A 12,697-nucleotide genomic window follows, 5' to 3' on the forward strand; every position below is an offset into this window, starting at 1 on the left:
TCGACAGACTTTTGCATCATGCCGTCGTCGTTCAGATCGAAGGATCAAGTTACAGGCTGCGCCAACATGCCGAATTGATGCCTGAACATGTTCGCTCGAAAGCATTGATAACGCCTCCGTCCTTTGCCCCACCATCACGACCTCGCGGCAGACCGCCGAAAAATACCCAATTCTCCTCGTCGTCCGGGGCGGCATAATTGGGGAATTTTACTTCGGCACTTCTGGGGAAATTTCATCCGGCATTGACACACATCATCGACGACGTTGAGCACGCGAAACCTCCTTCCGCAGGCGAACTGGTCGTGGACGAAATCCAGCGACCATCGGGCATTGGCCTTCGCTTCGACCAGAATCGGCGCACGCGTGCCGACAGCACGGCGTCTGGCTTTACGCTTGCGGACAGAGAGACCCTCCTCGCGATATAGCCGAATAGATGCGATTGACGCCGGACGGCTCTCCCTCCCGCCGAAGCAGGACKAACAGCCGCCGGTAACCGAAGCGCCGACGCTCATTGGCGAGGTCGCGCAGCTTCGCCCGCAATTCAACCTCCGGCGGTCGACACGACTGATAACGCACCGTCTTGCGATCAGCGGAAGCAATCTGACAGGCCCGCCGTTCCGAAAGACCCATGATGGCCTTCAGATGCGCGACAGCTTCGCGCTTGGCGGCAGGCCCTACCATTTTTTTGCAAGAAGCTCGCGAAGTGCGGCTGCATCAAGCATCTGTTCGGCCAGCAGCTTCTTCAGCCTGGCGTTCTCGTCCTCAAGCGCCTTCAGCCGCTTCGCCTCGGACACCTCCATGCCCCCGTATTTGGCCTTCCAATTATAAAACGTGGCTTCTGAAATCCCGTGCTTCCGGCACAGGTCCGCCGCCTTCGCGCCAGCCTCCTGCTCCTTCAGCACCGCAATAATCTGCTCTTCCGTAAATCTCTGCTTCTTCATGCGTCCGTCCTTCAATGGGCCGGACTCTAATCAATTTTGGAGGAAATTCGCAGTGGCAGGTCACCGGAGGGGATCGCGCCGCGATTACCCCATGTATTACGCCGGTACTGACATCAGCGGGGCAAGGCGGCGCACCGTCCAACATGAATGGCTCGACCAATACATTATCGAAAGCATCGGGGAGGCGCAGGAATTCGCCACGCAGTGGTTATGTAAGGTGCTGGAAGCGTTTCAGCAGGTTTCCCGAGCGGCGAAGGAAGAAATTTCAATACCCTCGAGGTCCAGGTCGGCGACAATCGTCCAGAGATGATACGCCGAGCTTCCTGGTATCGAGTTCGCGACAAAATTTCCAGAACCGTCGAAGCAGTCTCTCCACATGCCATGCGGCGTATGGCTTAGATATTCTGTCATAATCTGTGTTGCGAGCTGGCGTGCTCTGTCTAAGTTGATGGGATCATTTTGCGCAGTGTACTCAGCAACATAAGCTTTGAGCAACTCGATTTGTGGCCATAGGCGTCTCGTGTTTTTGGAAATGCTCCCGTCATCGAACACCTCGTCGAGAATAAACGGGGTGAACGATCCACTGCGACAACGCTGAGATGAAGCGAGGAGGTTCGCACAAAGCTGCGTATGATCTCCTTTCGCTAGCTTCTCATATCTCCGGATCAACCAAACCCACTCTGCCATGTGGCCGGGCTCAATTCGATCTGAGCCGTATTCCTTCGAGATTTCCCATGCTGGGCCAAAAAACTCTCGGAGCAGGCCGAATTCCCTGTCGTAAAACTGCGCCTGAAACAGCGCGAAAATTTCACGGGCGCGTGTGACATAGGTGTAGGATCCATCTATCTCCCACAGCGCAAGACAAGCTTCAAAAAAATGCATGTGGGGATTTTGCCGGCGAGGTAAATCTCCGCTCGCGGTCTCAGCCCATCCACCGAAGTCTGCGGCAAGCGTTTTATCGATCGCGCATAACGTCTCATCTACGATGCTCTTATAGCCGCTGTTTCCGGTCGCCTTGAAAAGCCACGCAAGAGCAAGGAGAACGCAGGATTGATCGTAAAGATCTATCTCGGGATCCACTACGCGAGACGTCGCAAGATCGTAGGATCGCGCAAATCCAGCCCGTTCACCAGGCACCCAGCAAATACTTTTCAAGTTCTCAAATGCAATTTGCGCCTTATCCAACGCCCCTATTGGCGCGGCATTCCTGCAGTAGGCATTCGCAAACACATAAATTTGGCGCGCGGCAGTGCGTGTTCGCACTACCGTGCTGCGCGTGTGGTCGCCATCGAGAGACAATGCTTCAACAAACTGACTCGCCTTGTCATCGAAGGCCCGCTTAAGCCAAACTGGAAGCATGACTTCAGTCAAATGTTTTTTAAGGGCAAGCAACGGCATGGCAAAATCTTTAAGGTAATTCAGAATTACAGCTTCAAATAGCCAGATTAAAGGCTTCAATCAACTGGCGAAAATGGTCAGCCCATCTCGTACGCGTGATTATAACGTCGCTACTGCTCATGAATGCCCCATTCAATCCAGCCATTGCAAACAAGCGGATTGATGTTTTGCTCATTTTTTTTGCAGCTCGTCGCGCTCGCGGTGCATTGCCGAAATATCCTCGGAAGCTCTTGATACGCGGGGTGCGTCAATGGCTTTTCGGTCTTGGTGAACCAATGCGGGAAATGCTGTTCACGTTGAATATCAGTGGCTTCGAAACATCGCTTTATATTCGAGTAACGCTTCGAGGGTTGCATCGACGTCCAAGCTATATTCAGGAAACTCGTGTCTGTAAGCTTCTAGAAGCGCGATACTGTCATTGATTCGGTAAGGTGTTCGGCACATGCCGTAATATGTTTCAAGTAGATTTTTAAGCCAATACCTCTCCTGGTACTTCGCCTTAGAAAATTCCTCGATTAAAGTGTCTCCTGAAAACTCTACAGTTCTGCCGTAGTAGAGCGCTGATAGCACTGCTCGTATGCGTTCCTCAGGGGTGTTATCCAGCCGAGAAAGTGTTTCAATAATCTCTTCCTCACTTTTTCTTTCCGGTGCATCATATTTCATTTAATGGGCCTCCCCTTCGGGGTGAACAGTCCTGCTCGAATTAGGAGCGCTTTTTTCGGATTGTCGAAGTGCGTCCCAGGAGGATGGAACATAGCTCACTCCATATGCTGGAGATCACTCTGCGGAACAAGTGCGACCTTGCCCTTGAGGCCGCTTTCGGTGTCACCTGGTTCGATGACCCCACCGTACTCAGGGACCCTTACCAGCAGAAATGCGTACAGGAAGCGCGTGCCCTGCTGCTCAGGGAGGGTAAAGCCGCCACCCACAGCCAGATGATCGCCGAGTTGAATTTCGGGTTCTGGAGCTCCCTCTTCGGTCGCTCCTCCAGCCATCTGTGGGGCACCCTCCGCCCGATCTTTAGCACTGGTGGCCTGCAGCGCGCGACCATTGCCCAGAAACTACGGGATCTCCGTCGCCTGCGTAACCGCATCGCCCACTATGAGCCTATACTGGCGCAGCCCTTGACCGCGTTGCATACCGCTACCCTGGATCTGACCTCATGGATGGCGGCAGAGGCCGCGGCCTGGATCACGACCCATTCCGCTGTCGCCTACCCGGCAACCCCGATCATCATTACGGACCCAACCACTGGCCGGAGTGTATTCGACATCGCCCTTAATGGTCACCTACCAGTGTAAACACACGAGCGGGGGGTATCCGAAATTCCAAACCCGTGCGGGATGCGCCGCCCCAAGGTAGCAAAATGTGAGAAATATCACCAAAACCGTGTATTTGAGCCTTGAAGGAGCGCGGCATTTACAACGCAGACCTGCCACGACCATCACGATTTGTATGATTAGTTACGGAGCCAGGCCGCTGTCGCAGCCTTGGGCTTCTTCGGGTTGCTCTGCCAGGCCATTTCGCCGGCCATGATAGAACCCAACAGCATGATCCGCTCGACGACATTGGTGAGATTGTGTTCCTGGGACACTGAACAGCAGATGCCGGAAGGCTTCAGACCTCTGGGTCTTCCCGGAAGACTGCTTCGAGCCGCATAATGTTCACAGTGCGTTCAATCGTAGCGCAGCATTTTGAGCTGTCACCGTGGCACTTTCAGTCCATGCCTCGGCATCTAAAGCGCTCTTCTTGTAATCGCGGCTTTGAAATTGTCCACCATAAGAGCCTGATCACTAGCCGCTTTGCGACTGATTGCTAAAGCGGATGGATCGCTGTTGATGTAGTCGAGAAAATCCTTTGGAAGTCGCACCCTGTGTACCCTCACCCAGCGTGCGAGCATGCCATCCCATGCAAATTGCCATCGGTTCTAACATAATGCGGCATATCCCATTTTCCGGTCAGTGGATCTTCGGTCATCCCCATAAATTCGAGTACAGGCATACCTGAATCCATATAATCTGCGGCTTTCTGCGCCTGTTCACAATCCAAGGCGTTCATGTTGTCAAACACGCTTGGCGAACTCTGTTCATCAGAACAACCGGTCATTTCCTTATAGGGGAGCAGATATATCAGCTGCGACATGAGCTATTTCCAGATAGAAAGCCAAGCGGGCGTTTTCGACTGTGCAGTTATCGCTTGTCTGGCATGACCGCGCCGCACGATAGGCGGTAAATGCCATTCTTCCGCTGTTTATCGTTCAGGTAGTTGTATTGATAGTTGGCAGCGCCATAGGCTGCTCCTTCGCCGCCGCCGACAGCTCCGCCTACGATGGCGCTCAGGCTCTCGCCAAGTAGTGCAGCAAGTTGATCACGATCAGCGGCCGACAAGCTGCTGCCCTGCAGCATCCCATTCACGAGGCGTTCGATCGCCCGTGCAAGGCAGAGTGGTAACTGGCAGTGACTGGAGCGCACCGGATCGCGATAGATGCCACTGGCGGCAATCTTTGGTCCCCATCGGCGTTCGATGGTGTCATCCAAGCCGATCACAATGGGACCATCGGGTACGAGGCTGGCGGCAACGAGCGACAATAGCCGCGAAGCCAACGTGCGCGGGTTCCAGCGCGCGCGGTTAAGAAGCTGATGGTAGAGGGAAAAATTGTCAGCCTCGGCGCGGCCGGTGATCCGCAAACATGACGTCACTGTTAGTTTGCCTGGAGACAGGATCGCGCCCATCACCAGGACCAGCAGATGCTCCCAGCTGGGTGCCGTGAACCAGGGACGAAACGACGACAGCCACTGGTGAAGGATGTGCGGAACAGGATCACCCGACCCGACGCAGTTCTCATTATGATCGGTCATCCACCGGTTCGAATCCGGTCAGGCAAAACAGACAAGTCGGAGAGGCTGCGGCGAATTGATTCACGCCGCTCCAATTGCCGCAAGATGACAGGCCCCTGTGTACCCTCACGCTGCCAGCACGCGGAAGATCGCCGCCGCCGCTAAAAACCTGAAATTCCCATGAGATTTTGTACGAGCTTAGACGCCCGCGTAGTCGGGAGCACTTCTAGCTTTCCTCCGCGCAACGTCAAAAGTTAGAGAAGTTCGTGGCGGCCCAAAAATCTTCGTTCATGCTCCTGGACCAGTAGCGGTGGGAAGTGGGAATCATATGTTCGAAATCACCTTGGGCGCCCCACCAGCCGTCCAGAGCAACAGCTTCGTATTGGCGGCCGCGCACTATATGCATAAATATTTTCCTGTCATAATTTATGTAAAACTTTGGAAGTTTTGAGAATAATCTAGTTCTGAGCGCAATCAGATCTTCAGGAATTATGGTATCAAACGATATAGAATTCTCCATATGCATGGACAATTCAGCATATTGACCAAGGTCTTCGCTAAAAAATTCCTGACGCAGCAGATTTGTATTGGCAACTTTGGCTGACGTTCCGTCTCTGTATCGAGGAAATACTTCAGTGGTAAGTGTCGGAATACCTTCGCGAAAATCTTGTCGCTGTTTCACCCGCCATTGATCTACGGTGAGGCCTTTTGGTAAAAATCGTCGATATTGGGGGTTTTCGCACATTGCTTCGATATTTTTGGCTTGATCAAGGTTGAAATGTGCTTCCCAGTCAATGATCCAATAATAGCTGCTAGAGTGCACGAAGAAACCGATACACTCTTCCCGCTTCAGGATGCCTTCCCGCAAGTCACTACTGATTTGTTCCAAATTCATCTAAGAACTCCTGCTGTGTCAGAACACGGCCTCTGGACGAGTTTGTAGCCATGAGATCTGAATAAACTTGATCCAATTGAAGCGAGACTGCTCCGCCAGATTTTGTGGCATCCACAATCTGGACCGGTGCACCTTTATTGCCAGCCTGGGGAACGGCTACTTCCATAATTTGATTGTGTGTAGCTCGGTCCACCTCAAAGACTACAACATTTCCATCTGGACGTCTTTGAGAGATATAGTACATCGCATGGTCTGCGCTACCGGTACTGACACAGATTGCCCCGGAACAACCTGGCGTTATGGTGACGGAACCGTCCGCACTGACGGTTAGCGCCTCCCGACTTGTAGCAGAACCTGCCCCCCCTCCTTGTACTCTGAAATAGGCAACGCCCTCGGGGACATCAGGGACTAGATTGTTCGCCGCCGCAGGTTCAATGGCGGCTAGTTCCTCCAATTGCGCTTCGGCTTTTGCTGCATTGCTTGCCACTATCGCGGGCGGCACTTCCGGGCAGACGGTTGCAGCAACGCAGCCTGCTAGCGCTACGGCCTGTGTACATGCGATCGGATTCGAGAACATGCAATATGCGTAAACTTCAGGGGCAATAACGGCGCCTGCGCCAGCAAGTACCACAATCGCCCCGGCGGCCACGTTAGTATTCGTTCGGTTGATTTCAGCCATCGCGCCGTCGATCGCGTCCGGGATCGACGTGTGGTTATTGACAGCGTTGTCCACGTATCTGGCGAGAATGACATCGAGATAGACAAATCCCTTGCCCGCCGTGAACTGCGCCAACGTATCGGCATCGATGTCGAGGTTGAGCGAGCTGTCTCCCGGCTGCTTGTCCGGGAATACGTCGATACCAGCGCGGTCAAGACGGGCGGCGTATTGCAGGAATTCGTTGACCTTCGTTTTGCACGAAACAGAGCCGGGATCTGCCTTACACGTGGTCATCAGATCGATGTCGTTCTGAAGCGACAACTCTTGGTAGCTTCTGACGTCGGCCCACTCTTTAGCGCAATCCGATTGGCATGCTTCAGCCCTCTTTAAAGCTTCGACCGCTTTGAAAAGATCCTTGTCGGCGAGATAGTTGTATTTGTAGTTCGCCGCTGCATAGGCCGCACCTTCGCCACCACTGATGGCACCGGCCGCCAGAGCTGACAAACTTTGTCCGATCAGGGTGGCAAGTTGTTTGCCCTCTTCAGTTCCTTCGTATTTGGTACCTTTCAGCATGCTGTCGACGAGATCTKAGATTGCCGAGGCGAGCAGTGTGGAGGTAGCCCCACCAAGTGCTCCCTTTAGGGCACCCTCCCAGCCGTTGACGCCACCGAGTAAGCCACCGCCAATCGCATGCAAGAGCGCACGGCCAGCGCCGCCTTCGCCCCAGAAGGCGCGCTCTTCATCCGTCTGTGCCTTTAACATGAAGTCGTTGGCGATCGTCGCCACAAGACCTGCCATGGTGGCCTCAGCAGCCTGCAGATCGGCCTGTGTCTTATACTGCTGTTGCAAGATGTTCTGCAGATCCGGAAGGCCGGGCAGAGACGTGTTGGTATTTTCGGTATCTCGACGGATGGTCGAGATATCCTGGACCTGATGCGCGGGATCGGTAATGGTGATGCCGATGTTGGAGCCGATCGCCGAATAGGCCTTGCCGGTGGCACTGTCGCCATCCTTGATCGGCGGCGCGATGGAAAGCCCGTTGGTGCCGATCGAGCCACCGTAGGTGTCGGCCTTCCAGGTCGAGTGGGTATCGATATCGGCGACCGTCAAAGTGCCGGTGGAGAAGCTGTTGCGTTCGGCACTGGCATCACTGGTGATCAGGCCACCGATCAACGACGTCTGGCCGGTGACATTGATATCGAGCCCGCCTGTGCCGGTGTGAATGCCGGATTGTTCGCTGACCAGGACCGCATCGCCCTTCGCGTTTTGCGTGACGCCCGAGACGTTGAAACTGCCGATGCCGACTGTGCCGGAAAGGCTGAGCTGATCGGCATTGGCTTTGGCCGTATCTACCAGGCTCTCGATTGTGAGATTCTTCACGTCGGCGGTGACCGAATCGCCTGTGACCGTCGCGCCCCGGAGAGCGAGATCGATTGTGACGATCGTCACGTCGCCGGTGCCGTCCACGTGGGTGTTGGTATGGGTTACGCTGCTCGTGCCGCTCCCGCCCTCCCCATAGGAAGCGCTAGCGTAAACGCCCGTCTTTTCGCAGCCGCCTTTCGTACCACATGAGAAGCCGACGCCAACGCTGGCGCTCCAGGAGCTGTTCGAACTCGATGAATCCGACGTACCCGTGGCGGCATTGAGATTGATGTCGCCGTTTTCCGCCGACAGGAAGATGTCGCCCGTTAGCGGATCGTCGGAGATGGTGGGCAGGCCGGACTTGTCATAACCAGCGAGGATCTGCGCACCATCGCTGGTGATCGAGCCGTTCTCAGCCTCCATGGTGATCGAGCGACCGGCGCGGATATCGGTGACCACCGGGTTCGAAACGGTCGACGAGGAATTACTCTCTTGATGACTGATACCAGCGGAGAGCGAAACGTCGAATTGCAGACCCTTCTTATCGCTATCAGTGCCGTTGAGCTGCTGATAACCCTGTTTCAAGTCCAGATAGCCTTGATAGAAACCGAGAGCGGCAATGGCGGTGTTGGTGATCGCATTGACACCGCCGCTGTCGCTGAGACGCTCGGCCGAGTTATAGATGCTCTGGGCTGCCTTTCCCACCTGGCTGGAGACTGTCAGCGTCACGCCGGCAAAGGTTTTCTCGTGAGCCTCCTGATAGTTGGTGACGTCATTGGCCGAGAGAAGATTGATGTCGTTGTTGGCAAAGAGGTTGACATCACGTTCGGCCGAAGCACTGGTCGCCTGCAGGTTGACATCATGACCGGCCGAGATATTGAGATCACGGCCAGCCGAGAGTGTTGATATAGCGTTGGTATCAGACTGCTGCGCGTTGCTGTCCTTTGTGGACTGCGCGCCGATGCCGATGGAGAAGCCGCCGTTGCCGGCCGAGAGCGACAGGCCGAAGCCGGACTTCTTCTGCGTCTCCGATTCCGACGAGCTTTCCGCACCCGGCGTGACGTTGACGTCTTGCGCGGCCGACAGATTGATGTCCTGATCGGCGCTGATCGACGAACCCATGATGGTCAGGTTGGTCTTGCGGGCCGTCAGATTGACGTCCTCGCCGGCGCTGAGTTCGGAGCCGACATTGTCCGTGGAGGACTGCTTTCCGTCTTTCGCGTTCTTGCCATAGAGCGAGATGAAGCCGCCACCGGAGCCGACGAAGAGGCCCGAATCCTTGCGCTGGCTATCGGACTGGTGGTTCTCCTGTGCGCCGATAACGGCGACACTGTCGCCGGAGACTGTCAGTGAGCCGGCGGAATTGACCTTCGAGCCGACGATGACGGCAGCCTTGCCGGCATCGAGATTGATATCGCCGGAAGCGGAAAGCTGCGAACCGACCGTCGTCTCGTTGTAGGCGTCGTAGCTAGAGGTGCCGCTGCGCAGGAAGCCCTTGCGCTTGGCGCTGTCGTTMTCGGTCTCGGTGTCCTTGCCGGCTGTCACGACCAAATTGCCGCCGGACTGGATGCTGAGATCGGCAACGTGATCGCTGTCACCGGCCGTCAGGGTCGAGGCCGAGATGGTGGTGTCGCCGCCGGAGATGATGGTTACGCCGTCCTTGCCGGAGATCGCGGAGCCAACTGCGGTGGTATCCTCCAGATGGCCGTTGGCCTTCTCCTTGATCGAGGTGCCGAGGAAGCCGGATTTCTTCGAAGAGGAGTGAACGTCCAGTGTGGAGGAATCCGTCGCCTCGGCGATGGTCAAATCGCCACCGGCCTGCAGACCGACAGAGCCATCTGCCGAAATTTTCGAGCCGATGACATTGAGGTCACCGCCGGATTTGGCKACGATGTCACCGCCCGCGGTAATTTCCGAGCCGGTATGCGTGGTCGATGAGGACGAGTTGCCGCCGAAGGTCGATGAGGATTGGTTCTGCGACGTCGAGACGTTGATGTCGCCCTTCGAGGTCAGGCCAAGATCGCCGTCGGCCTTCAGTTGTGCGCCCGAGATCAAAAGGCCCGCATTGCCGTTGACCGAAAGATTGCCGGTCGCAATGAGCTGCGAGGCCTGTTGATCCGTGCCGGCGGTTTTKGTGTAGCCGTCATTGGTCAGGCGGGCGACATCGGTCGAGATGATATTGACCGATCCCTGCTTCGCCGTGACGGCGAGATTGCCGCCGGCCTGGGCCGTGGAAGCGCTGATATCGATGTTGTTATTGGCAGTGATGCCGAGATTGCCCCCGGTGGTGATGCGGGTGCCGGTCGCATTTTGCTGGCTGCCATTGTCGACCTTTGTGGCGGCAAGCGTCACGGTCTGGCCGGAGAGCTGCGCCGCGCCGACAGCGGCGATCTTGGCGCCCTGCGAGTTCAGCGTGCCACCGGCGGCGATCTGCAGGTTGCCGCCGGCTGATATGCCGGCATTAGTATTGACCACATTCTCGCCGCCGATGTTCATCGTCTGGGCGGCAAGCGTAATGCCATTGCTGGCATTGAGGTTCATATTGCCGCCGGCGAGGAAGGTACCGCCATTGGCCTTGATGTCGGTAGCATTGATGGTCATGCCGTCGGCTGCGGCAATCGCGCCGGAATTGTTGACGGAGCCGGCATCGATGCTGACCGTATTACCGGCAATAACCGCGGCGCTGTTGTTGACCTTGGCGCGGTCGGCGGCCGAGAGATAGACGACCGGCACCAGCACCTGCGCGCCATCGACGACCTCGGTCTGGTAGATGACGATCGACTGGGTGAGCGAGGCCGCCTGCTGTGGCGTCAGCCCCTGGCCGAGGGCAAGACCGTTCGCTTCGGCATAGGCGACACCGTTGTCGAGCAGCGTCTTCATCTGGTCGGTGGCGTTGTTGCCGGGGATGAAGGAGCCGGCGCCAAGGCCATCGCCGACCAGTTGGCGCATCTGTTCATCGACGAGCTGGTTGTCGAAATAGGCATCGCCGAGGAAGGGAACCTGGGTCTCCGGCGTATAGCCGATGCGGTTGATAAAATAACCCGAGCCGTAGAACTTCGAGACGTCGAGGAAGGTTGCCCGCGTTTCGAACAGGAAGACCTGGCCGGGAACKGTGCCGCCGACGCCACCGGATTGCGGCTTGGCGACCGAGGCAAGCTGAGCGCCGTTTACCTGCAGCATCTGGGCAAGGTTGCCGCTGTTGCCGATGGCGGCGGTCAGCTTGCCCATCAGGCTGTTCGGACTGATCGCAGCGCCGCCGGTCGTCAGGCTGTTGCCGCTGACCGTTGGGCCGTTGCCGATCGTTGCGCTGCCACCCGTCAAGGACGGGCCGCTGGTGAGGCTGGCGCCGCCATTGGCGGCGACGCTGGTGAGTGCCGCATTGACGTTGAAGAGGGCGCCTCCGGCCGTCATGCTGCTGAGTGCCGAGAGCGGATTGCCGGGATTGCTCAAGGTGGCGGAGCCTGCTCCTCCCGACACGGAACCCGCCGCCGAGCTGTTGCTGATTGCGCCGAATGACAGACTGAGGGCACCGGCAGCCTTGATGTTGCCTGATGCGCCGCCGATGACCTGTGAGCTCGAGACGATCGAGGTGCCGTTGGCGATGTTGCGCGACGGATCGGCGCTACCATTGGCATTGTAGGCCGTGCACGCACTTTCGGCGCTGCAGGTCAGCGTGGTTGTGCGATAAAGCGCAACGCCCTCGTTGGTGAGTGCCGATCCCGTTAGCGTCGCGTTGCCGTCGGCCTCGATCGAGCTATAGGAATTGGTGAGATTGGTGGCATCAATCGTCAGATCGCCGCCGGCGCGGATCACCGCCTCGGCGCTCAACGGCGCCGTAAACCGATCCTCATAAACCGATTGGCTGATGTTGGCGCCGCCGTCCCAGGTGTAGGTCGTGCTGGTGTCCGAGCCGTTGCGGACGACTTCATCGACAATGAAATACCTGGAGGGGTTGTTTGGATCGAGGATCGGGTTACCGTTGGCATCCGTGGGTACACGGGCCTTGATCCAGTCGAAGATCGGCCGAACCTCCGTCGGGCCGCTACCGCTGACCCAGGTCCAGGCGTGATAGGAAGTGCCGTCGGCGAATGTTGCCACCGAATACAACAGCGGCTGATAATCGGAAAACAGTCCCGGATCGACCCCCGCATAAAGCTGGAACATATTCTGGTCGGTCGATTCCAGATAGGCGAAGGGTTGGCCGGCGACGGCGGGATTAAGCACGAAGGTGCCGACAACCGCACCGGAGGAGACCAACTGACCCGTCACCCAGGTCGGTGTCGCCGAGCGCCTGTTGGTGAGATTGCTGGTGAGGATCGACATGTCTCCGCCGGACTGAATGAGGCCGGATACATTGGTGACTGCCGCATTGCGCTGACCCGCAACCGCGCCCTCGATGGTCAACCCATTGTTGGCGACAATGGCCCCCTGATCATTGGTGAGCACGCCGCCGACGAAGAGGTTGGCGTTGTTGCCGGTAAAGACCAGGCCGGAGGGGCTGTTATAGAAATCCCCCGATACGTTGAAGGTGAGATCGTTGCCGGCGGCAAGCTGACCGGTATTGGCGAGCGACGGCAGGCTGAGCGTCAGGTCGTGTGCGGCCAGC

General features: G+C 56.8%; 8 protein-coding genes and 2 pseudogenes. 2 read left to right on the forward strand and 8 right to left on the reverse strand.

The genetic code is table 11. The features are described 5' to 3' along the window. Positions 1-197: pseudogene (locus QD357_RS30795) on the forward strand (AAA family ATPase); the annotation flags it as partial. Here QD357_RS30795 and QD357_RS30800 read toward each other — a convergent pair. The 3 genes and pseudogenes from QD357_RS30800 to QD357_RS30810 form a co-directional block, all read right to left on the reverse strand. Next, positions 177-941 (reverse strand): annotated as a pseudogene (locus QD357_RS30800) (transposase); the annotation flags it as partial. The pseudogenes QD357_RS30795 and QD357_RS30800 sit on opposite strands and share 21 nt — an antisense overlap. 231 nt (positions 942-1,172) lie before the next feature. Continuing rightward, positions 1,173-2,399: an AGE family epimerase/isomerase gene (locus QD357_RS30805; protein WP_414125795.1), complete on the reverse strand. Its 1,227-nt coding sequence runs from the start codon at positions 2,397-2,399 to the stop codon at positions 1,173-1,175. 243 nt (positions 2,400-2,642) lie between these two features. Next, complete coding sequence (locus tag QD357_RS30810; RefSeq protein WP_414125796.1) at positions 2,643-3,002, reverse strand: hypothetical protein; 360 nt, start codon at positions 3,000-3,002, stop codon at positions 2,643-2,645. 83 nt (positions 3,003-3,085) lie between these two features. Here QD357_RS30810 and QD357_RS30815 point away from each other — a divergent pair, with 83 nt between their 5' ends. Then, complete coding sequence (locus QD357_RS30815) at positions 3,086-3,640, forward strand: hypothetical protein (RefSeq protein WP_414125797.1); 555 nt, start codon at positions 3,086-3,088, stop codon at positions 3,638-3,640. 158 nt (positions 3,641-3,798) lie between these two features. Here the strand turns inward: QD357_RS30815 and QD357_RS30820 are convergent, their stop codons facing one another. The 5 genes from QD357_RS30820 to QD357_RS30840 all read right to left on the reverse strand — a co-directional run. Continuing rightward, the gene (locus QD357_RS30820; protein WP_414125802.1) at positions 3,799-3,933 is read right to left on the reverse strand and encodes a hypothetical protein; all 135 of its coding nucleotides are present in this window, start codon (positions 3,931-3,933) and stop codon (positions 3,799-3,801) included. A gap of 287 nt (positions 3,934-4,220) precedes the next feature. Beyond that, the gene (locus tag QD357_RS30825; protein WP_414125798.1) at positions 4,221-4,481 is read right to left on the reverse strand and encodes a hypothetical protein; all 261 of its coding nucleotides are present in this window, start codon (positions 4,479-4,481) and stop codon (positions 4,221-4,223) included. 47 nt (positions 4,482-4,528) lie between these two features. Continuing rightward, positions 4,529-5,197 (reverse strand): transposase, encoded by a 669-nt coding sequence (locus QD357_RS30830; protein ID WP_414125799.1) that lies wholly within the window; start codon positions 5,195-5,197, stop codon positions 4,529-4,531. Positions 5,198-5,423: 226 nt separating this feature from the next. Next, positions 5,424-6,071 carry a hypothetical protein gene (locus QD357_RS30835; RefSeq protein WP_414125800.1) on the reverse strand — a complete coding sequence of 216 codons (648 nt, stop codon included), beginning with the start codon at positions 6,069-6,071 and terminating at the stop codon, positions 5,424-5,426. After that, positions 6,049-12,697: beta strand repeat-containing protein (locus QD357_RS30840; protein WP_414125801.1), on the reverse strand; the 6,649-nt coding region annotated here is incomplete at its 5' end. The genes QD357_RS30840 and QD357_RS30835, both read right to left, overlap by 23 nt.

The organism is Rhizobium sp. BR 317 (genome assembly GCF_047445835.1).
Lineage (GTDB): Bacteria > Pseudomonadota > Alphaproteobacteria > Rhizobiales > Rhizobiaceae > Rhizobium > Rhizobium paranaense.